Raw genomic sequence first — 21,278 nt, 5'->3', positions numbered from 1 at the left:
ACCGTCCGCGGCGCCGCGGGGTGGGATGCTCGGGCGCGTGCCTGACCTCTCCACCCTCGACTGGACCCTGCTCGCCCTCGCCGCCGCGCTCGTGGGCGCGGCGAAGACGGCGCTGCCCGGCGCCGGAACCATCTCCGTCGCCCTCTTCGCGGCGGTGCTCCCGGCCAAGGCCTCGACCGGCGCCCTGCTGCTCCTGCTCATCCTCGGCGACCTCTTCGCCGTGCGGACCCACCACGCCCACGCCGACTGGGGCGTCCTGCGCAGGCTCGCGCCCGCGGTGCTCGTCGGCGTCCTCGCCGGCACGGTGTTCCTGCGCCTGGTCGACGACGCGTCCGTGCGGCGCGTGATCGGCGTCATCCTGGTGGCGATGATCGCCCTCACCGTCCTGCGCCGGTGGGCCGCGGTGCCGCGCGCGAGCGGGCGTGGCCGGCGCCGCACACCGGCGCAGCTCACCCCGCCGGACGGGCCCGGTGCGGCCGGGGCCGCACCGGGGGGCCGGCGTCCGTGGCGCAGGCGGGCGGAGAGCGGGACGTACGGCGTCCTGGGCGGCTTCACCACCATGGTCGCCAACTCCGCGGGCCCGGTGATGTCGATGTACTTCCTCGCCGGCAACTTCTCCATGCACCGCTTCCTGGGCACGTCGGCGTGGTTCTTCCTCGCGGTCAACCTCGCCAAGACGCCGTTCTCGGTCTCGCTCGGGCTGATCACCGCGCAGTCGCTGCTGCTCGACCTGGTGCTCGCGCCGCTCGTCGTCCTCGGCGCGCTCGTGGGCGGCCGGCTGGTGCGCCACATCAACCAGAAGCTCTTCGAGCGCGCCGTGGTGGTCCTGACCCTCGTCTCGGCGACGTACCTGATCCTCTGACCCCCGGCCCCGTGACCACGCCCACCCCCGTCACAGGTCAAGTCCTGACACCACCGGCTCGGACGGGCCGCGTGGCCCGGCCAGGCGTGCCGGAGCGCCGCCTGACCTGCCGGTGCACCGCCCCACCTGCCGGTGCCGCTTGGGCGGCGTGAGCCAGTCCCGGGACGGACATCGTCGGCGCCCCCGCTCTTGACATCGGAATGCGCGCGGGTACCGTAGGGGGAACGGCGCAGTAACCGGTTTCTAAGCCGGGGCGGCCGTGCTGGACGCGGGCGGTCCCACGATCGGGGCGAAAGCGTCCGGGCTGTCGGGCTGAACGCAGATGTTCAGCACACGCGACGCCAAGGAGTGAGCCTTGACTGTTCCCAGCCTCGTCGTAGAAGACGTGAATGTGCGGTTCAAGCAGTCCGTGATCCTCGACCACATGTCGCTCGACTTCGCGGACGGAGAGTTCGTCAGCATCATCGGCACCTCGGGCTGCGGCAAGACGACGCTGCTGCGTGCGATCGGGGGGCTCCTCCCCGAGGCAACCGGGAGGATCCTCCTCCACGGGCAGCCCCTCAACGCCCCCGACCCGCGCGTCGCGATGGTCTTCCAGCACTTCGGGCTCTTCCCGTGGAAGACCGTCGAGCAGAACGTGGCCTACGGGCTGGACGTCCAGGGACGCACGGACGACGACGGCAACATCGACCGTCTCCTGGGCATCATGAAGCTCGAGGACGCGCGCAAGAAGTACCCCTACCAGCTCTCGGGCGGGATGAAGCAACGCGTCGGGATCGCCCGGGCTCTGTGCCTGGAGCCGGAGCTGATGCTGCTCGACGAGCCGCTGAGCGCGGTCGACGCCATCACCCGCGAGACGATGCAGTACGAGGTCCTGGGCCTCTGGGAGCGCCAGACCAGGATGAACGCCCTCCTCGTCACCCACGACCTGGACGAGGCGATCATCATGTCCGACCGCATCGTCGTTCTCACCGGGCCGCCCGCGCGCATCGTGCTCGACGTGCGCGTGCCGATCGAGCGGCCCCGGCAGCTCGCCGGCATCCGGAGCCACCCGGCGTACCTTCCGCTCCGGAACCAACTCTGGGACAGCCTCCAGGGGCCGGAAGCGGCGCGGGCCCCGTCCGGGAGCAGTCAGGAGTCAGCAGCATGAGCGACCCCGCACGCGAGATGTTCCAGGAGCCGGCCCGGCTGACCCCACCGACCACCACCGGCCGCATGCGCGGGCACCGGAAGACGCGCACCCGGACCCCGAGCCAGAAGCGCATGATCCGCACGGCCTCCACGATCGTCATCCTCGTCGCCTGGGAGATCTACGGCCGCACCGTCAACCCGGTCATCTTCACGTACCCGACCGCCATCGCCCGGGCGTTCGTCGCGATGGTGCGGGACGGGACCCTGGGCCAGGCGCTCGTCCAGACGCTGATCGTGCTCGCGATCGGCACCGTGATCGGGTCGATCCTCGGGATCCTCCTCGGCCTCCTGGCCGGTCGTAGCGAGACGTTCGGGGCGATCATCGAGGTCCCGGTGAACGCCCTGTATGCGACCCCGACCGTCGCGCTGATCCCGCTGGTCGTCGTCTGGTTCGGGTTCGGTGCCACGGCGAAGACGGTGGTGGTCACGTTCTTCGTGATCTTCCCCGTCCTGATCAACACCATCCGGGGCGTCCAGGAGGTCGACCAGGAGCTGATCGAGGTGACGCAGTCGTTCTGCTCGCCCGAGCGGCGGGTGTGGCGCGACCTGCTGATGCCCTCGGCGCTGCCCTACATCTTCACGGGGCTGCGCCTGGCGATCGGGCGTGGCCTCGTCGGAGTCATCGTGGCGGAGTTCTTCACGGCGATCTCCGGGCTGGGCAACCTCATCGTCACCAACGCAAACACGTTCCAGACCGACCGGATGTTCGTGCCGATCGTGCTGCTCTCCGTCATCGGCGTCATCCTCACCTCCATCCTCGCCGGGGTGGAGAAGGCCGTCGCGCCGTGGCGCCGCGGGCGCTGACGTGCCCGGACCACTGCCAGTGCCCTGATCACTGCCACAGGAAGGGTGAGACATGACCACGAGGACAAGGCGACGTCTGGCGGGGGCGGTGGCGGTCGTCACGCTGAGCCTGACGGCCGCGGCGTGCGGCGGCGGCGCGAGCCCGGGCGGGTCCACCGGCGGGGGGTCCGCGTCGGCGGGCGGCGGGGGGACCGTCAAGGTGGGGCTGCCCACCTCAGTGACCAGCTTCGCGAACGCCGACATCGTCGTCGCCGACGAGCTGGGGTACTTCAAGGACGTCGGCCTCAAGGTCGACGTGACCAACCTCAAGTCGGGGACGTCGGTGACCACGGGGGTGGTCAGCGGGAACCTGCAGGTCGGCGGCGCCAGCATCGAGCCGGTCATCAACGCCGCCGCAGGCGGCGGGGACGTCCGCATCATCGGCAGCTACACGGACCGCCTCGAGGTCGAGATGGTCACGCCCGAGAGCGTCAAGTCCGTCGAGGACCTGCGCGGGAAGAACCTCGGCGTCCAGGAGATCGGGGCGTTCCGGGAGGTCATGACCCGGATGGTCCTCGAGAGCGCGGGGATGACCCAGCAGGACGTCAGCTACATCCCCACCAACGCCGACGCCTACATCTCCGCGCTGCTCCAGGGCCGCATCGACTCGGCCATCCTTCACCCGGAGCAGGCCATCGCGGCGGAGCAGCAGGATCCCAGCCTCCATGCGCTCGTCAACCTCTACAAGGTCGAGCCGGACTACTACTACGGCGTGTACTTCGTCTCCGACAAGTGGCTGAAGGGCAACCAGGACACCGCCCAGAAGTTCCTCCAGGCCGTGACGAAGGCGCACCGCACGATGTACGACGACAAGGCGAAGGTCGTGCCCATCATCGCCAAGGCCACCGGCTTCGACGCGGCGGTCATCGACCAGGCGTGGGGCGTCTACATGACCGAGATCCAGGCCTTCCCGAAGAACGAGGGGCTGGAGCAGAACCGCCTGGACTACACGGTGAAGCGGATGGGTGAGCTCGGCACGCTGCGCAAGGGGGAGGAGCCCGACCTGGGCACGCTCGTCGACCGCAAGCCGATCACCGCGGCGGTGAAGGAGCTGGGCAAGGCCGACGGCCGCTAGCGGCGAGCCCGGAGGGAGGTAGGGGCATGGAGGCCACGAGCGCGGCGCTGGGCGTCATCGCCGACGACTACACGGGTGCCGTGGACGTCGCGGGCGTGCTGCGCGAGCGCGGTGCGGCGGTGAACCTCCACTTCGGCGTCCCGGCGGACGAGGCCGCCGGCGCGCCGCAGCCCGACGGCGGAGCGGTCGTCGTCGCGCTCAAGACCCGCTCCGTGCCGCCCGACGTGGCCGTGGCACAGGCGCTCGCCGCCGCCCGGTGGCTGCGCGCGCGGGGCGCGCGGCAGCTGTTCTTCAAGTACAGCTCCACCTTCGACTCGACCGACGCCGGGAACATCGGCCCGGTGATGGACGCCCTCTACGACGAGACCGGGCTGGCGCACTCGCCCGGCCCCGTGGCGCCCGTGCTCGCCTGCCCGGCGGTGCCCGGCTACGGGCGGACGGTGTACCAGGGACATCTCTTCGTCGGCGACCGCCTCGTCGCGGAGTCGCCGGCCGGACGCCACCCCCTCACCCCGAAGACCGACTCCGACCTCGTGCGCCTGCTCTCCCGGCAGACCGCCGCCGTGGTGGGCCTCCTGCCGCGGCAGGTCACCGCCGGGGGAGAGGCGGCGGTGGCGGGCGCGCTCGCCGCCATGGGTCGGGCGGGCGTGCGGTACGCCGTCGCGGACGCCGTCGACGACCGCGACCTGGCCGTCCTCGGCGCCGCCGCCCGTGGCCACCCGCTGGTGACCGGGGCGGCGGGACTCGCCGCCGCGCTGGTCGGGCACCTGCCGCCGGCTCTTGGAGCCGGCGAACCCCCCGCCGGCCTGCCCGCGGCCGTCGTCTCCGGCAGCGGCACCGAGGCCACCTTGGAGCAGGTGCGGCGGTTCTCCCGCCTGCGCCCGACGTTCCGGGTCGTCCCCGGCGCGATCGCCCGGGGCGACGACGTCGTCGCCGAGGCGCTCGCCTTCGCCCGGCGTCACCTGCCCACCGGCCCGGTGCTCGTCAGCGCGACCGCCCCGCCCGAGGCGGTCCGGGCGGAGCAGCAGGCGCTCGGCGCCGAGCGGGCCGCGCGCCTCGTGGAGACCGCGCTCGCGGAGATCGCGGCCGGTCTGGTGTCTCTCGGCGTCCGCGCGCTCGTCGTCGCCGGGGGCGAGACCTCCGGCGCCGTGGTGGGCCGGTGCGGCGTCGACCACGTCGTCATCGGCCGCGAGGTGGCCCCCGGAGTCTCGTGGGCCCGCACCGCCGGGCCGGACCCGCTCTGGCTGCTGCTGAAGTCCGGCCCCCTCGGCGCACCCGATCTCTTCGCGGAGGCGCTGCCGGGCCGGGCGGGCACCGGTGGTGTGCCGGGTGGCGGCATGCCTGCGGCCGCCGTCCCCGCCCGCGGCGCCGGCAGGTAAGGGGCGTCCGTGTTCCCGTTGACAGGCCCAGGAGCCGCCACTACGTTGATAGAAACCGGTTACTACGAAGGGCTGGCATTGTCCGTCACCATCCGCGACGTCGCTGCGGCGGCCGGCGTCTCCGTCGCCACCGTCTCCCGCGTCACCGGCCCCGGCAGCACCTACCCGGTGGGGGCCGCGACGCGGGCCCGCGTGATGGCCGCCGTCGAGCAGCTGGGCTACCGGCCCAACGGCCTCGCCCGGGGGCTGACCCAGAAGAACAGCCGGCTCATCGGCGTGGTGGTCCCGGACATCGCCAACGCCTACTACCCGGAGGTCGCCCGCGGGATCGAGGACGTCGCGGGCGAGCACGGCTACCAGGCCGTGTTCTGCAGCACGGACCGCGACCCCGACAAGGCGCGCGCCTACGTCGAGGCGCTGCTGGACAAGCGGGTCAGCGGGCTCGCGGTCATCGGCGGCGGCGAGGAGGTCGCCTTCGCCGAGGCGGACCTGGCCGGCTACGGCGCCTCCGCCGTCTTCGTCGGCCGCCCCTCCAGCGCATTCCCCACCGTCCGCGTGGACAACGTGGGGGCGGCCAGGGAGATGACGGAGCACCTGCTCGGGCTCGGCCACACCCGCGTGGGGCTCATCGCCGGCAGCGAGACGTCGTCCACCGCCTCGGAGCGCCGCCGCGGCTACCACGAGGCCCTGGAGGCGTCGGGGCACGGCCCCGGGCTCGTCGAGCTCGGCGACTTCACCGAGGCGGGCGGATATGCCGCGGCCCGGCGGCTGCTCCAGGCTCCCGAAACCCCGACGGCGATCTTCGCCTCCAACGACCGCATGGCGCTCGGTGCGCTGGCGGCTCTGTCCGACCTCGGCCTGCGCGTGCCGCAGGACGTCGCCCTGGTCGGCTTCGACGACGTGCCGATGTCCACATATGTCCGGCCGGCCCTGACGACCGTGTCGGTATCCGCCCGGGAGCTGGGGGTGCGCGCGATGCTGCTCCTCCTCCAGCGCCTGAACGGGCAGCCCGGTCCGAGGGAGGTCCGGGTCAGAACGCGACTGATCGTCCGCGAGAGCTGCGGCGCGAGCCGGCAGACACGAACAGCGAAAGACCCAGACGCGCCGTCGACGTAGACGGCGCACAGCAACGAGGAGACACGATGACCGTCAAGGACTACGCGACGACCGACGCCAACCGCGACCGCAAGCACAACATCCTCGGCATGTCCTTCGCCGAGGTGGCGGAGCGGCTCAAGGAGCCCGGCCAGGACGTCGTGCTCGTGCCCATGGGAAGCACCGAGAAGCACGGCGCCCACATCCCGCTCGGCACCGACAGCTACGTCACCATGGAGGTCGTCGAGCGGGCCGCCGCGGCCGCCGACGTGCTCTTCACCCCGCTCGAGCCGTTCGGGTACTCCCCGCACCACATGGGCCGCAACGAGGAGGGCGCGGGGACGATCACGCTCCGGGCCGAGACCTACCGGCGGGTCCTGCACGACGTCGCCCGCAGCCTCATCTACCACGGGGTCCCGAAGATCATCTTCGTGAGCCACCACGGCTCGAACACCAAGCCGATCGACGAGATCATGCGCACGGTGCACTACGAGACGGGCGCGTTCATCTCCTTCTACAAGACGCCCACGGAGCGGGAGGCCGTCGTCGTGCAGGACCTGTTCGAGAACCCGCCGGAGGAGACCCCGGGCTGGCACTCGAGCGAGCTGGAGACCTCGTGCCTCATGGCCACCGCGGACGGCCTGGTGCACATGGACCGCGCCGTGGAGGACCGCGCGCACGCGCCGGCGTACATGGGATCGGCCTTCTCGAAGATCGACGGCACCGGGACGGTGAAGTTCCGGGAGTCGGAGAACATCTGGGTGCCGATGGACCACCACGAGTACTCCGACACCGCGACCATCGGGAACCCGTTCCGGGCCACCAAGGAGAAGGGCCTGGCCATGTTCGACCGGATGGCCGAGCACCTGGCCGCCTACGTCGCCGAGGTGCGCAACTTCGACGTCAAGGTGACGCACAGCGACTACCCCGAGCGGGCGTGGTGACGCGAGCGTCAGGTACGGGAGGTGTCCCATGAGCGAGGAAGACCGCTCCAGCCGCCTGGCTTCCGTGGAGCCGTCGGTGCTCCGCCTGCTGCGGGAGGAGCTCGTCGCGATCTCGCGGCGGGGATATGAGCGCGGCCTCGTCACCGGGGTCAGCGGGAACAACAGCCTGCGGATCCCGGGGACCGACCTCCTGCTGATCAAGACGACCGGCTGCTGCCAGGGCGACATGGACACCGCGGACACGGTGGTGATCTCCATGGAGGGGGAGGTGCTGGAGGCGGGCAAGGTGCCCTCGAAGGAGTGGCGCTGGCACTCCCGGATCTACCGCGTGCGGCCCGACGTCGGCGCGGTGGTCCACCTCCACCCGCCCTACTCCGTGGCGTTCGCCGTGGCGAACCGGGTCCCGCCGCTCGTGCACGGCGCGGCCCGGGGGCACCTGCGCAGCGTCGGCCTGGTCGACCTCCTGCCCGCCGGCTCGCCCGAGCTGGCCGACCGCATCACAGAGATGTTCTCGGACGGCGAGCTGCGGGTGGCGCTGATGCGGGAGCACGGCACCATCTCCGTCGGGCCGGACCTGCGGACCGCGTACTTCCGGACGGAGTACCTCGAGGACGACGCCAAGGTGGCGATCTTGGCCGCCCAGGTCAGCGCCATGTCGCCCGACGAGCACATCCACCTGGCGGGGGACCCGTCACCCCTGGCGGACGCCGGATGACGGCCGCCCCGCGCATCGCCGTCCTCGCCACCCTGGACACCAAGAGCGAGGAGGCTGCCTTCCTGCGCGCGGTGATCGGGGCGGAGGGCGGCGAGGCGCGGGTGGTCGACATCGGCCTGGGCGCCGCCGCCTACCCGTTCGCCGCCGTGGGCGCCCCCGAGGTGGCCCGGGCGGCGGGCCGCGAGCTCCCCGAGCTCCGGGCCGGGCTCCGGGGCGAGGCGATGGCGGCCATGGGCCGCGGCGCCGGCCGCCTGCTCGTGGACTGGTACGCCCGGGGCGAGCTGGACGGCGCCATCGCCGTCGGCGGCAACCAGGGCACGGCCATCGCCTCGATCGCGATGCGGCAGCTGCCCATCGGCCCGCCGAAGCTCATCATCTCCACGGTGGCGTCCGGGAACGTCCGCAGCTACGTCATGGACAGCGACATCGCCATGCAGTTCTCCGTCGCGGACCTGCTCGGCGGGCCGAACCTCATCACCACCCCGATCCTGCGGCGGAGCGCGGCCGGCATCGTCGCGATGGCCCGCGCGGCGTCCGCCGAGACCGAGGTCGCGCACGCGCCCGCCGTCGCGGTCACCGCGTTCGGCAACACCGAGCAGGCGGTCGTCGCCGCCGTCGCCGAGGTGCGCGCCGCGGGCCTGGAGGTCATCCCCTTCCACGCCTCCGGCGCCTGCGGGTCCGCCATGGAGCGGCTCGTCGACGAGGGACGCATCCAGGCGGTCCTCGACCTCACGACCCACGAGGTCCTCGGTGAGCTCCACCCCGAGGACATCTACGCGCCCGTGCGCCCGGGGCGCCTCACCGCGGCCGGGCGCGCGGGGATCCCGCAGGTCGTCGTCCCCGGCGGCCTCGAGTACCTGTGCTTCGGAGGGGTGGAGACGATCCCGCCCCGCTACCGCGGCCGTCCCACGCACATCCACAACCCGTACAACACGAACGTGCGCACGACGGCGGAGGAGCTCGCCGCCGTCGGCCGGCTCGTCGCGGAGCGCCTCAACGCCGCGACCGGCCCGGTCGCGGTGCTCATCCCGCTGCGGGGATGGTCCCACGTGGGCAGCCCGGGCGGCGTCCTCCACGACCCCGCCGCGAACGCCGCGCTCGTCGCCGAGCTGCGGGCCAGGCTCCGGCCCGACATCCCGCTGGAGCTCTTCGACCTGACCATCAACGACCAGGAGTTCGCCCACGCGGCCGCCCACGCGGTCGTGCGGATGATGGCGGAGCCCTCCCGGCCCCCTATTCCCGCCCAGAACCCGATGGAGACATCATGACAACGACGTCAACGAGCTCGGCGGCCCCCACCGGCACCGGCATCCCGGCCACGATGCGGGCCGCCGTGATGTTCGGTCCCGGCGACATGCGGGTCGTCGACAAGGCGGTGCCCGCGCCGCTGGCGGACGAGGTGCTCGTCAAGGTCGCCATGTGCGGCATGTGCGGGACCGACCTGAAGATCTACGACGGCCACTTCCCGCAGACCCCGCCGTACGGGGAGTACACCCCCGGCCACGAGTGGACCGGCACCGTCGTCGCCTGCGGCGAGAGCGTGGACGAGCTGGCCCCGGGCGACCGGGTGTGCATCGAGGCCCACCACGGCTGCGGGCGCTGCGACAACTGCCTCCGGGGCCTCTACACGGCGTGCCTGAACTACGGCAACCGGAAGAAGGGCCACCGGGCGAGCGGCATGACCGCCGACGGCGGGTTCGCCGAGTACGCGATCCATCACGTCTCGTCCCTGTACAAGATGCCCGAGAACGTCTCCTTCAAGGACGCGGTGCTCATCACCACCGCGGGCACCGGGCTGTACGGCCTCGAGGCCACCGGCGGCTACGTCGCCGGCCTGGACGTCGTCATCTTCGGGCCCGGCCCGGTCGGCCTCATGACCGTGCAGGCCTGCAAGCAGCTCGGCGCCCGCCGCGTGATCCTGGTGGGCACCCGCGCGAGCCGGCTCGAGATGGGCGCGCACCTCGGCGCCGACCACGTCATCAACACGCGCGAGACCGACGCCGTCCAGGCCATCAAGGACCTGACCGGCGACGGCGCCGACCTCGTCATCGAGACCTCCGGGTCGACGGCGACGCCCCAGCAGTGCGTCGAGACGGTCCGCCGGGGCGGCAAGATCCTCTTCGTCGCCTTCTACCCTGGGCCGGTGACCTTCGACCTCAGCGCCGTGGTGCGCAACGACGTGACGATGTACACCACCCGCGGCGAGGGCGGCAACAACGTCAAGCGGGCCGTGGCGCTGGCCGAGATGGGCCGGCTGAAGGGCGAGGAGCTGGTCACCCACGAGTTCCCGCTCGAGAGAATCGAGGAGGCCCTGCGGGTCATGCGCGAACGCGAGGGAGACCCCCTGAAGGTCGTCATCACGTTCTGACCCACCCCCACAGCAGTGACCGGTCAAGTCCTGACACGTCCCGCAACCCGGAGGAGGCCCCCGGTGATCGTCACCCTGCGCGGCACGACGTCCGCGGCGGTCAACAACCGCATGGTCACGCTGCGCCAGGAGCAGGGCGTCGTGTCCCTGGGGCGGGTGCTGACCCTGGTGATCCTCGCCCGGGACGAGGACTCCGCCGAGCGGGCCATCACGGTCGCGAACGTCGCCTCCCACGAGCACCCCGCCCGGGTGCTCGTGGTGCTGGCGGACGCGGGGGACCAGCCGCCGGGCCTGGACGCGGAGATCAGGGTCGGCGGGCACGCCGGCGCCTCCGAGGTCGTCGTGCTGCGGCCCCGTGGCGGCGCCGGCCTCACCCCCGACACCCTGGTCCAGCCCCTGCTCCTGCCCGACGCCCCGATCGTGGCGTGGTGGGCCGACGAGCCGGCCGCGGCGCCGTCGAAGGACCCGATCGGCACGATGGCGCAGCGGCGGATCACCGACTCCCTGCGCGCCCGCGCGCCGCGCGCCACCCTGGCCGCGCTGGCAGCCAGCTACGCCCCCGGTGACAGCGACCTGGCATGGGCCGGCGTGACCATGTGGCGCAGCGTCCTCGCCGCGGCCCTCGACGAGCCGCCCTTCGAGCCCGTCACGTCGGCGGCCGTCGCCGGGTCCGCGACGCGCCCGACGATCCCGCTGCTCGCCGGGTGGCTCGCGGCGCGCCTGCGGGTGCCCGTCACGATCCGCCCCGACGGCAGCGACGCGATCAGCAAGGTCGTCCTGGACCGCGGCCCCGGGCCGATCACCCTCGCCCGCGCGCAGGGCTCCGACGTCGCCGTGCTCTCCCGCGCTGGACGGCCCGACCAGGAGGTCAACCTCCCCAGGCGGGCGATCGAGAACTGCCTCATGGAGGAGCTCCGCCGCCTGGACCCGGACGTCACCTACGAGCAGGCCCTCAAGGAGAGCCTCACGGTGCCAGTCCTGGAGCCCGACGGGTCCGGGGCACCCGCGCGCCCCGACGCGCCGTGACCGCGGCGCGCCGTATGAAGCCATAAAAACCGAAAGGACGAACGAGATGCAGACAACCACCGGGGTCGAGATCACCGGAGCCGTCGGCGACCGCTACGAGGAGATCCTCACCCCTCGTGCCCTGGAGCTGGTCGCGCTCCTGCACCGCGAGCTGGGTGGCCGGCGCCTCGAGCTGCTCCGGGCGCGGGAGGAGCGCGTGGCCGCGCTCGCCGCCGGCGGCACGCTCGACTTCCTCACCGAGACCGCCCACATCCGCGAAGACGACTCGTGGCAGGTGGCGCCGCCGGCACCCGGGCTGGTGGACCGGCGGGTGGAGATCACCGGCCCCACCGACAAGAAGATGACGATCAACGCGCTGAACTCCGGGGCGAAGGTGTGGCTGGCGGACCACGAGGACGCTAACACCCCGCTGTGGCCCAACGTGGTGGGCGGCCAGCTCAACCTCCTCGACGCGATCAACCGGGCCATCGACTTCACCGCCGACGGGGGGAAGTCGTACGCGCTCAAGCCGGACGAGGAGCTCGCCACGATCGTGGTGCGCCCGCGCGGCTGGCACCTGCCGGAGAAGCACATCCTGGTCGACGGCGAGCGCACGTCGGGCTCGCTGGTGGACTTCGCGCTGTACCTGGCCACCGGTGGCCTGCGCCAGATGGAGAAGGGCCTCGGCCCCTACTTCTACCTGCCGAAGATGGAGTCCCACCTCGAGGCGCGGCTGTGGAACGACGCGTTCGTCCTGGCGCAGGACTTCCTCGGCATCCCGCGGGGCACCATCCGCGCCACGGTGCTCATCGAGACCTACCCGGCCGCGTTCGAGATGGAGGAGATCCTCTACGAGCTGCGCGAGCACTCCGCGGGCCTGAACGCCGGGCGCTGGGACTTCATGTTCTCCGTCATCAAGTCGTTTCGGACGCGCGGCGCGGAGTTCATGCTGCCCGACCGCAACGCCGTGACGATGACGGTGCCCTTCATGCGCGCCTACACCGACCTGCTCGTGCGCACCTGCCACAAGCGCGGCGCGCACGCGATCGGCGGCATGGCCGCGTTCATCCCCAGCAAGGACCCCGCGGTCAACGAGGCCGCCTTCGAGAAGGTGCGCGCGGACAAGACCCGGGAGGCGAACGACGGTTTCGACGGCTCCTGGGTCGCCCACCCCGGCATGGTGGAGCTGTGCAAGGAGGTCTTCACCGCCGTCCTGGGGGAGCGGCCGAACCAGCTGGACAAGAAGCGTGAGGACGTGACCGTCACCGCCGCCCAGCTCCTCGACGTCGCCTCCACGCCCGGGGAGGTCACCGAGGCGGGGCTGCGGAACAACATCTCCGTGGGCATCCAGTACCTCGCCTCCTGGCTGCAGGGGACCGGCGCCGTCGCGATCTTCAACCTCATGGAGGACGCCGCGACCGCGGAGATCTCCCGCTCCCAGGTGTGGCAGTGGCTCCACAACGACGTCACGCTCGCCGACACCGGGCACAAGGTCACCCGCGCGCTGGTCGAGCGGATCGTCGAGGAGGAGATCGCCAAGCTGCCCGGCGAGCCGGCCGACTACGAGGACGCCCGCACCACGTTCCTCGAGGTCGCCGTCGCCGACCACTACGCGGACTTCCTCACCCTCCCCGCGTACGAGCGCATGGACTAGCGCCGGGGGCGACGGCGGAGCGCGGCGCCGCCGCAACGTGGCGGGGAGACGGCGGATCGCGGCGCCGTCGCCCCACCGCGGTGCGGCGGCACCGCTGGCTGCGTCAGAGCGCGCCGATGTGGTCGACGATGTGCGCCGTCCCGTCCGCCAGGGCGTACTCGACGCCCACGATGGCGCAGCGCCCCTCGGCCACCGCGGCACCGAGCGCGCCGGAGTAGTCCCGCAGCATCTGGACGGTGGCGCGCACGTGCTGGCGCCGGAGCTCGTCGTCGTCGGGCAGGTGGAGGGTCCGGCTGGCCTCGCCGCCCTCGCTCGCCGCGTCGACGCCCGGTGCGGGCGTGGCGGGCGTGGGCTCGGGGCCCAGCTCCGCCCGGGTCAGCAGCGAGGGGATGACCCGGTCGGCGATGGCCCGCACGAACCCGGTCGGCATGTGCCCGGTGAGCAGCGCCTGCGTGGCCGCGCCCACGGCGCCGCAGTGGTCGTGCCCGAGGACGACGACGAGCGGGGCGCCGAGCTCCTCCACGCCGAACTCGATGGAGCCGATGACCGTGGTGTCCAGGACGTGTCCGGCCGTGCGGACGACGAAGAGGTCGCCCAGGCCCTGGTCGAAGATGATCTCGGCGGCGACCCGGGAGTCGGAGCAGCCGAAGAGCACGGCATAGGGCTGCTGGTTCTGCGCAACGGCGGCCCGGCGGTCCGCGCCCTGCGAGGGATGCTGCATGGCGTCGGCCACGAAGCGGGCGTTGCCCTCCTCGAGGCGGCGCCAGGCCTCGGCCGGGGAGATCTGTGGGGTGGGGGTGGTGGATGTGCTCACCCGTCCATAGTGCCCGCTGCCGGGCGCGCCCGCCGAGCCGGCTCTCGGGTGGCGCTCAGGGGCCGACGGGAGTTTGCTAGCACCGAAGTCACCAATGACCAGGAGGTCTCGTGCGACGACGCCGACTTCTAGGTGCGGGCCTGGCGCTCGCGATGGCCGCGGCCGTGTCGGCCTGCGCCGCCGAGGCAGGCCCACCGACGCTGACGTGGTACATCAACCCCGACGACGGCGGTCAGGCCGCGCTCGCGAAGGCGTGCACCGACGCCTCCGACGGGCAGTACCGGATCGAGACCGCGCTGCTGCCCCGCGACGCCGCCTCCCAGCGCGAGCAGCTCGCCCGCCGCCTGGCCGCCAAGGACACCTCCATCGACCTCATGAGCCTCGACCCGCCGTTCATCCCCGAGCTGTCCGAGCCGGGGTTCCTCGCGCCGGTGCCCGACGCCGTCGCGAAGAAGACCACGGAGGGCGTCGTGCAGGGCGCGATCGACGGGGCCAGCTGGAAGGGCAAGCTCGTCACGGTGCCGTTCTGGGCCAACACCCAGCTCCTCTGGTACCGCAAGTCCGTGGCCGAGGCCGCGGGGCTCGACATGAGCCAGCCCGTGACGTGGCAACAGCTCATCGACGCCACCAAGAGCCAGGACAAGCTCATCGCGGTCCAGGGGAAGAAGGCCGAGTCCCTGACCGTCTGGATCAACGCGCTCGTCGCGTCCTCGGGCGGGAAGATCATCACCAACCCCGAGGCGCCCGGTCGGGACATCAAGCTCGGTCTGGAGTCCGACGCCGGGCGCACGGCCGCCGAGATCATCGGCGAGATCGGGAGGTCCGGGCTCGGCGGCCCGGGCCTGCCGACGGCGGACGAGTCCGCGTCCCTGACCCTGTTCCAGGGGGACCAGGGCTCGTTCATGGTGAACTGGCCGTTCGTGTGGTCCTCCACCGCGGGGGGCGTGGAGGCCGGGACGTACGACAAGTCCCTGCTGGACGACATCGGCTGGACGTTCTACCCGCGCACCGACGCCGGCACCCCCTCGGCGCCGCCATACGGCGGGATCAACCTCGGGGTCGGGGCGTTCAGCGACCACGTGGACCTCGCCTACGACGCCGCGCAGTGCATCGTCACCCCGGAGCACCAGGCGCAGTACTTCGCCACCAACGGCAACCCGGCGGCCAGCACCGCCGCCTACGACGACCCGGCGGTCCAGAAGGCGTACCCGATGTACGCGACGATCCGCGACTCCCTCCAGGAGGCGACGCCGCGACCCCAGACGCCGTTCTACAACGAGGTGTCCACGGGCCTGCAGCAGACCTGGTACCCGCCCGCCGAGGTCGACCCGAGCCGCACACCCGAGCGGTCCACCCAGCTGATCACCAGCGTGCTGCGAGGGGAGAGTCTGCTGTGACAACTCAAGCCACCCCGCCGATCGCGCCCAACCGGGCGCCCGCCACCCAGCCGCCGGCGCGGGCCGGGAAGAGCGACCGCGCCCGGGCTGAGTCGCGGCTGGGCTGGTGGCTCGCCGGCCCGGCGTTCGTCGTCATGCTCGCGGTCACGCTCTACCCCATCCTCCAGGCCGTCTACGACTCGCTGTTCAGCTACCGCCTCACCGCCCCGGGCGAGCGCCGGTTCGTCGGCCTGGGCAACTACGCCGTCGTCCTGTCCGACCCGGTGTGGTGGCGCGACCTGCTGGTCACCGTCCTGATCACCGTCGTCACCGTGGTGATCGAGCTCATCCTGGGCTTCGCCCTGGCCATGGTCATGCACCGGGCGGTGCACCGGCTGCGCGGCCTGCTGCGCACCGCGATCCTGGTGCCCTACGGCATCATCACGGTCGTCTCCGCCTTCGCCTGGTTCTACGCCTTCGACGTCACCTCTGGGTACGTCAACCACTGGTTCGACTGGGTGCCGGGCATCAGCCCCGACCTGAACTGGTTCGCCAGCCAGGGCACCTCCCTCCTGGTGATCATCGCCTCGGAGGTCTGGAAGACGACGCCGTTCATCTCGCTGCTCCTCCTCGCGGGGCTGGCGCAGGTGCCCGGTGACATGGAGGAGGCCGCGAAGGTCGACGGCGCGACGACCGGCCAGGTGCTGCGCCGGGTGATCCTGCCGAACATGAAGGCCTCGATCATGGTGGCCGTCCTGTTCCGGGCCCTGGACGCGTTCCGGATCTTCGACAACGTGTTCATCATGACCAACGGCGCGAACGGCACGGAGACCTTGTCGCTGCTGGCGTACCGGACGTCCATCGGGCGCCTGGAGATCGGCCTCGGCTCGGCCGTGTCGGTGCTGCTGTTCGTCTGCGTGATCCTGATCTGCTTCGCGGCGATCAAGCTGTTCAAGGTCGACCTGGCCAGCGCGAGGGGGGAGTAGCGATGAGGCTCACGACGCGGCAGAAGGTGGGCTGGACCGTCATCGCGGTCATCGTGCTCGTCTACGCGCTCTTCCCCGTGGTGTCGATCTTCATGACCTCGCTGAAGTCCAGCAGCGAGATCAACTCCGGCACGTTCCTGCCCCCGACCGTCTCCTGGGAGAACTACAGCCAGATCCTCGCCGGCTCGGCGCAGGGCCTGTTCCTCCCGGCCCTGCGCAACTCGATCGGCATCTCGCTCATCGCCACGGCCATCGCCGTCGTGCTGGCCACCCTGTGCGCGTACGGGATCGCCCGGCTCGACTTCCCCGGCAAGCGGCTCATCCTCACCACGGCCCTCGGCGTCTCGATCTTCCCCGTCATCTCGATCGTCACGCCCCTGTTCAACCTGTGGCGGAACATCGGCCTGTACGACACGTGGCCCGGCCTGATCATCCCGTACCTGTCGCTGACCCTGCCGATCTCGATCTGGACGCTCTCGGCGTTCTTCCGGCAGATCCCCTGGGAGCTGGAGCAGGCGGCCCAGGTGGACGGCGCGACGCCGTGGCAGGCGTTCCGCAAGGCGATCGTGCCGCTGGCCGCCCCCGGCGTCTTCACGACGGCGCTCATCGCGTTCTTCATCGCCTGGAACGACTTCGTCTACGGCATCTCGCTGACGTCGACCAGCGCCGCCCGGCCGGTGCCGGCCGCGCTCGCCTTCTTTACCGGCGCGTCGTACTTCGAGCAGCCGACGGGCGCCATCTCCGCGGCGTCGATCATCGTCACCATCCCCGTGGTGATCCTCGTGGTGCTCTTCCAGCGCCAGATCGTGTCCGGACTGACCCAGGGCGCCGTCAAGGGCTGAGGCCCCGGCACCAGGAAGAAGAGAGGCCCACATGGCATCCATCACCATGGACCACATCGTCAAGAAGTACGGCGACGGGTTCCCCGCCGTCAACGACGTCTCCCTGGACATCGACGACGGCGAGTTCGTCATCCTCGTGGGCCCCTCGGGCTGCGGGAAGTCCACGCTGCTGCGGATGATCGTCGGGCTGGAGGACATTACCTCCGGCGAGATGCGTATCGACGACCAGGTCGTCAACGACAGGGCCCCGCGTGACCGGGACCTGGCGATGGTGTTCCAGAACTACGCGCTCTACCCACACCTGACGGTCTACGAGAACATCGCGTTCCCGCTGCGCCTGCAGAAGGGGCTCCCAGACGAGGAGATCGACAAGCGCGTGCGCAAGGCGGCGGGGCTGCTCGAGCTGAACGAGCACCTCGACCGCAAGCCCGCGAACCTCTCCGGCGGGCAGCGCCAGCGCGTCGCCATGGGCCGGGCCATCGTCCGTGAGGCCCGCGCGTTCCTCTTCGACGAGCCGCTGTCCAACCTGGACGCGAAGCTGCGCGGGCAGATGCGCACGGAGATCTCCCGCCTGCAGCGCGACCTCGGGGTCACGACCGTGTACGTGACCCACGACCAGACGGAGGCCATGACCCTCGGGGACCGTGTGGCGGTGCTCAAGCGCGGGATCCTCCAGCAGGTCGCCAGCCCCCGGGGGCTCTACGACCAGCCCGTCAACCTCTTCGTCGCGGGGTTCATCGGCTCCCCGCCGATGAACTTCCTGCCCGGGGAGGTCCGCGGTGACGTGCTCCACCTCCCGATCGTCGACGTGCCCCTGGACGACCGGCTCCGTGCGGCCGTCGCGGGCAAGGACCTCGTCATCGTCGGGATCCGCCCCGACGACTTCGACGACGCGAGCACGCTCTCCGACGACAAGCGCGCACAGGGTCTCCTCTTCGACGCGAACGTCGACGTGACGGAGTGGCTCGGCGAGGTGCTCTACGCCTACGTGCCGTTCGAGACCCACGAGGCCGTGCGCGGCAAGCTCGAGGAGCTCGACCGGGACCTGGACGGTGAGGGGATGCGCACCCAGCTCGTCGTGGCCCTGGAGTCCATGAGCGGGGTCCGGGACGGCGACACCGCCGAGCTGTGGGTCGATCCGTCGAAGATGCACATCTTCGACCCGGAGACCGGCGACAACCTCACCCGGGACGAGGACCGGGCGAACCAGCTCGACGAGGAGGCGCGGCGCCAGCGGGAGCGGTCGATCGAGCGGGCCCGGAAGCGGGCGGCCGACCGGGAGGCCATGGCCCGGGTGTAGTCAGGACGCGCGGCGGCTGACCCGGCGCCCCGGCCCGAGGCGCCGGGGTGTCGCTGCGCCGCGGGTCGGCTGTGCCACGGCCGGCCCGCGCGGCCGTCACTCGGCGGTCAGCTCGGCGCGGCTCGGCGGGTTCGCCCCCGCCCGGGAGACCGTGATGGCCGCGATGTGCGAAGCCTCGTCCAGCACCCGTTGCAGCGTGCCCGCCTCGATGTCGCGCAGCGCCTCGCGGTGCGCGGCCCCGAGCAGCCCCGCGCTCCAGAGACCGTCGATGAGCCCGGCCGTGAAGGAGTCGCCGGCCCCCACGGTGTCGGCCACCTCCACGGGCCAGGGGGCGACGTCGAGCTCGATGCCGGTCGAGGTCACCGCCCACGCGCCCCGGCCGCCACGGGTGACCACCACGAGCGCGGGACCGAGGCCGAGCCACTGCCGTGCGACCGCCTCCGGGGCGGTGTCCGGGACGAGCCAGGCGAGGTCCTCGTCGGACACCTTCACGACGTCGGACTGGGCCACGAACTCCTCGACCGTGCGGCGCGTCTGAGCGGCCTCGCCCATGAGGTTGGGGCGGACGTTCGGGTCGTACGTGATGGTCGCCGTGCCGCGGTACCGCGCGATGGTGGCGGCCACCGTGCCGGCGCCCGGTTCGAGCACGGCGGCGATGGAGCCCGTGTGGACCACCAGCGGCTCCACCATGGGTTCGGGCGGGGGCGGCGCCCACTCCAGCTCGAAGACGTAGGTCGCCCCGCCGGCGGCGTCCAGGCGCGCCCGGGCCGTCGAGGTGCGCGCCGCCCGGGCGGAGGCGGCGGAGAGCCGCACGTTCTCGAGCTCCAGGTGGGAGCGCAGCAGGCTGCCGTGCGCGTCGGCGGCGAACCAGCTCACCAGCTCGACGTCGCGGCCCAGCCGGGCCAGCCCCACGGCGACGTTGGCGGGTGAGCCGCCGGGGTGCTCGGCCGGGGTCTCGCCCGGTCGCTCGACGATGTCGATGAGTGCCTCGCCGATCACGAGCGCCGAGCCGTCGTCGCCGCGCTCGCCCGGCAGATGGGCGTGCTGGCCGGGGCCGTACGCGCGCGTGGTCGACGGCGGCGGCCCGGCGCGCAGCTCCGGGTCGTCCTCCGCGCGGAAGCGGCGGTGCTCCGCCGGCGCCTTCGCCGAGCGGCGGGTGGGCTCGCTCATCGCGGGTCCTCGCCGACGGCGGCCGCCGCGTCGTCCAGCGCGGCCTCTCGCGCGGCCTCCGTGTCCGGGCCCCCGGTCTCGGTGCCCACCGCCGACGCCGAACGGGCGGAGTCCAGGCGCTCGCGGGCGTTGTCGAGCCACGCCTGGCAGCGGGCAGCGAGCGCCTCCCCGCGCTCCCAGAGGGTGAGCGCGTCCTCGAGCGCGGTGGAGCCCGCCTCCAGGCGGCGCACGACGTCCACGAGCTCGTCACGTGCCTGCTCATAGGACAGCGTGGAGACGTCGGGCAGCTGGGTCGTGTTGGTCTGGCTCACGCCCGTCAGTCTCCCAGAGGCCTCAGACATCCGCAGGATCCCCCTCCTTCGTGGACGCGCTGACGACCTCGACGCCCAGGCGCCCGGAGGAGAGCAGCGCCTCGAGGCGCTGCCCGGCGGCGACGTCCGTGGCCGCGCGGACCACCGCGCCCGCGTCCGTGCGCAGGACCGAGTACCCGCGGGCCAGGGTCGCCGCGGGGGAGAGGGCCCGCAACTGCGCGTGCGCGGCCCGCAGCTCGGCGGAGGCCCGTTCGGTGCGCCACGCGAAGGCGCGGCGAGCGGCCGTGCGCAGGCGGTCGACCTCCTCCGCCCGGACGGTGACCAGGGCGTGCGGGCTGGCCAGGACGGGACGGGAGCGGAGCTGGTCGAGGCCGCGCTGCTCCGCCCGCAGCCGGCCGGTGATGGCCAGGTGCATGCGCTGGCGCGCCTGGGCCAGCCGGCGCCGCTCCTCGACGACGTCCGGCACGATGCGCTTGGCCGCGTCCGTGGGAGTGGAGGCTCGGTAGTCGGCGACCAGGTCGAGCAGCGGGCTGTCGGTCTCGTGTCCGATGGCGGAGACGAGGGGCGTGCGGCACACCGCCGCGGCGCGCACGAGGGTCTCGTTCGAGAAGGGCAGCAGGTCCTCCACCGCGCCGCCGCCGCGGGCCACCACGATGACCTCCACGGCCGGGTCGGCGTCGAGCTCGGCGATGGCGGAGGTCACCTCGGCGACGGCCCGGGCGCCCTGGACGGCGACCTCGCGGATCTCGAAGCGCAGGGAGGGCCAGCGGGCATGGGCGTTGACGACGACGTCGTGCTCGGCCTTGGACTCGCGCCCGCAGACGAGGCCCACGCACCGCGGCAGGAAGGGCAGCGGCACCTTGCGGTCGGCGTCGAAGAGTCCCTCGGCCGCCAGGATGCGCTTGAGGTGCTCGATGCGGGCGAGCAGCTCGCCTACCCCCACCGGGCGCACGTCGTCGGCCTGCAGCTGGAGCGACCCACGCTTGGGCCAGAAGGTCGGCTTGGCGTGGACGACGACGTGCGCGCCCTCCTCGAGCGGGGTGGCCATGGCCGCGAGCACCCGCGCCTGCACGGCCACGGGCATCGACATGTCGGCGTCGGTGTCGCGAAGCGTCAGGAACGCGAGGTTCGCGCCCGGGCGCCGGTTGAGCTGGACCACCTGCCCCTCGACCCACAGCGGGGACATCCGGTTGACGTACTGGTCGATCTTCGAGGAGAGCAGGCGCAACGGCCACGGGTTCTCGGCCGTGGTGTCGAGGGCGCGGGCGGCCAGCCGGCGCGCGGTCTGGGAGGGGCTGTCACTGCTCACGGCCCCAGCCTCTCACCGTCCACCGACACGACGGCGTGG

Annotated in this window: 20 protein-coding genes; 16 read left to right on the top strand and 4 right to left on the bottom strand. The window is 72.3% G+C overall.

The genetic code is table 11. The annotated features are described in order from the left end of the window. Nucleotides 1-37 precede the first annotated feature (37 nt). The 12 genes from EJK16_RS12440 to aceB all read left to right on the top strand — a co-directional run bounded on the left by EJK16_RS12440 (nucleotide 38) and on the right by aceB (nucleotide 13,131). Nucleotides 38-862, top strand: coding sequence for a sulfite exporter TauE/SafE family protein (locus EJK16_RS12440; RefSeq protein ID WP_240646002.1), 825 nt, complete (start codon nucleotides 38-40; stop codon nucleotides 860-862). Between the two features lie 355 nt (nucleotides 863-1,217). Then, nucleotides 1,218-2,012, top strand: a complete 795-nt coding sequence (locus tag EJK16_RS12435; protein ID WP_127129747.1) for an ABC transporter ATP-binding protein — start codon at nucleotides 1,218-1,220, stop codon at nucleotides 2,010-2,012. Further along, on the top strand, nucleotides 2,009-2,857 hold the full coding sequence (locus tag EJK16_RS12430; RefSeq protein WP_127129745.1) for an ABC transporter permease: 849 nt from the start codon (nucleotides 2,009-2,011) through the stop codon (nucleotides 2,855-2,857). Before EJK16_RS12435 ends, EJK16_RS12430 begins: the two co-directional genes overlap by 4 nt. Nucleotides 2,858-2,909: 52 nt before the next feature. Continuing rightward, on the top strand, nucleotides 2,910-3,971 hold the full coding sequence (locus EJK16_RS12425; RefSeq protein ID WP_127129743.1) for an ABC transporter substrate-binding protein: 1,062 nt from the start codon (nucleotides 2,910-2,912) through the stop codon (nucleotides 3,969-3,971). Nucleotides 3,972-3,997: 26 nt separating this feature from the next. After that, nucleotides 3,998-5,350: a 3-oxo-tetronate kinase gene (otnK, locus tag EJK16_RS12420; RefSeq protein ID WP_127129741.1), complete on the top strand. Its 1,353-nt coding sequence runs from the start codon at nucleotides 3,998-4,000 to the stop codon at nucleotides 5,348-5,350. A gap of 78 nt (nucleotides 5,351-5,428) precedes the next feature. Beyond that, nucleotides 5,429-6,466 (top strand): LacI family DNA-binding transcriptional regulator, encoded by a 1,038-nt coding sequence (locus tag EJK16_RS12415; RefSeq protein ID WP_164737334.1) that lies wholly within the window; start codon nucleotides 5,429-5,431, stop codon nucleotides 6,464-6,466. Nucleotides 6,467-6,492: 26 nt separating this feature from the next. Next, complete coding sequence (locus EJK16_RS12410; RefSeq protein ID WP_127129737.1) at nucleotides 6,493-7,389, top strand: creatininase family protein; 897 nt, start codon at nucleotides 6,493-6,495, stop codon at nucleotides 7,387-7,389. A gap of 28 nt (nucleotides 7,390-7,417) precedes the next feature. Beyond that, nucleotides 7,418-8,104 (top strand): class II aldolase/adducin family protein, encoded by a 687-nt coding sequence (locus EJK16_RS12405; RefSeq protein WP_127129735.1) that lies wholly within the window; start codon nucleotides 7,418-7,420, stop codon nucleotides 8,102-8,104. Further along, entirely contained in the window at nucleotides 8,101-9,372 is a 1,272-nt protein-coding gene (locus EJK16_RS12400) for a Tm-1-like ATP-binding domain-containing protein (RefSeq protein ID WP_127129733.1), read from the top strand. Before EJK16_RS12405 ends, EJK16_RS12400 begins: the two co-directional genes overlap by 4 nt. After that, the gene (locus EJK16_RS12395; RefSeq protein WP_127129731.1) at nucleotides 9,369-10,472 is read left to right on the top strand and encodes a zinc-binding dehydrogenase; all 1,104 of its coding nucleotides are present in this window, start codon (nucleotides 9,369-9,371) and stop codon (nucleotides 10,470-10,472) included. Before EJK16_RS12400 ends, EJK16_RS12395 begins: the two co-directional genes overlap by 4 nt. 63 nt (nucleotides 10,473-10,535) lie before the next feature. Beyond that, nucleotides 10,536-11,498, top strand: coding sequence for a glucose-6-phosphate dehydrogenase assembly protein OpcA (locus EJK16_RS12390; protein WP_127129729.1), 963 nt, complete (start codon nucleotides 10,536-10,538; stop codon nucleotides 11,496-11,498). 46 nt (nucleotides 11,499-11,544) lie between these two features. Beyond that, a complete protein-coding gene (gene aceB / locus EJK16_RS12385; protein ID WP_127129727.1) occupies nucleotides 11,545-13,131 on the top strand; it encodes a malate synthase A in 1,587 nt (528 codons plus the stop codon). 103 nt (nucleotides 13,132-13,234) lie between these two features. On the opposite strand, the gene EJK16_RS12380 is transcribed toward aceB, so the two are convergent. After that, nucleotides 13,235-13,945 (bottom strand): carbonic anhydrase, encoded by a 711-nt coding sequence (locus EJK16_RS12380; protein WP_240646000.1) that lies wholly within the window; start codon nucleotides 13,943-13,945, stop codon nucleotides 13,235-13,237. 152 nt (nucleotides 13,946-14,097) lie between these two features. Here EJK16_RS12380 and EJK16_RS12375 point away from each other — a divergent pair, with 152 nt between their 5' ends. The 4 genes from EJK16_RS12375 to EJK16_RS12360 are packed head-to-tail and all read left to right on the top strand — an operon-like array spanning nucleotide 14,098 to nucleotide 18,449. Then, nucleotides 14,098-15,342, top strand: a complete 1,245-nt coding sequence (locus EJK16_RS12375; protein WP_127129881.1) for an extracellular solute-binding protein — start codon at nucleotides 14,098-14,100, stop codon at nucleotides 15,340-15,342. A gap of 20 nt (nucleotides 15,343-15,362) precedes the next feature. Continuing rightward, nucleotides 15,363-16,307 (top strand): carbohydrate ABC transporter permease, encoded by a 945-nt coding sequence (locus EJK16_RS12370; RefSeq protein ID WP_240646019.1) that lies wholly within the window; start codon nucleotides 15,363-15,365, stop codon nucleotides 16,305-16,307. Between the two features lie 2 nt (nucleotides 16,308-16,309). Continuing rightward, on the top strand, nucleotides 16,310-17,149 hold the full coding sequence (locus EJK16_RS12365; RefSeq protein ID WP_127129723.1) for a carbohydrate ABC transporter permease: 840 nt from the start codon (nucleotides 16,310-16,312) through the stop codon (nucleotides 17,147-17,149). Nucleotides 17,150-17,180: 31 nt separating this feature from the next. Then, nucleotides 17,181-18,449, top strand: a complete 1,269-nt coding sequence (locus tag EJK16_RS12360) for an ABC transporter ATP-binding protein (protein ID WP_127129721.1) — start codon at nucleotides 17,181-17,183, stop codon at nucleotides 18,447-18,449. A gap of 96 nt (nucleotides 18,450-18,545) precedes the next feature. Here the strand turns inward: EJK16_RS12360 and EJK16_RS12355 are convergent, their stop codons facing one another. From EJK16_RS12355 to xseA, 3 genes are read right to left on the bottom strand one after another with little or no spacing between them, the layout of a single operon-like run. After that, nucleotides 18,546-19,619: a carbohydrate kinase gene (locus tag EJK16_RS12355; RefSeq protein WP_127129719.1), complete on the bottom strand. Its 1,074-nt coding sequence runs from the start codon at nucleotides 19,617-19,619 to the stop codon at nucleotides 18,546-18,548. Next, complete coding sequence (locus EJK16_RS12350; RefSeq protein WP_127129717.1) at nucleotides 19,616-19,960, bottom strand: exodeoxyribonuclease VII small subunit; 345 nt, start codon at nucleotides 19,958-19,960, stop codon at nucleotides 19,616-19,618. The genes EJK16_RS12355 and EJK16_RS12350 overlap by 4 nt, the downstream gene beginning before the upstream one ends. Beyond that, a complete protein-coding gene (gene xseA / locus EJK16_RS12345; RefSeq protein ID WP_164737333.1) occupies nucleotides 19,953-21,239 on the bottom strand; it encodes an exodeoxyribonuclease VII large subunit in 1,287 nt (428 codons plus the stop codon). Before xseA ends, EJK16_RS12350 begins: the two co-directional genes overlap by 8 nt. Nucleotides 21,240-21,278 lie beyond the last annotated feature (39 nt).

This window comes from Georgenia sp. SYP-B2076 (genome assembly GCF_003991205.1).
Classification (GTDB): Bacteria; Actinomycetota; Actinomycetes; order Actinomycetales; family Actinomycetaceae; genus Georgenia.
This window is presented reverse-complemented; position numbering and strand designations above follow the sequence as displayed.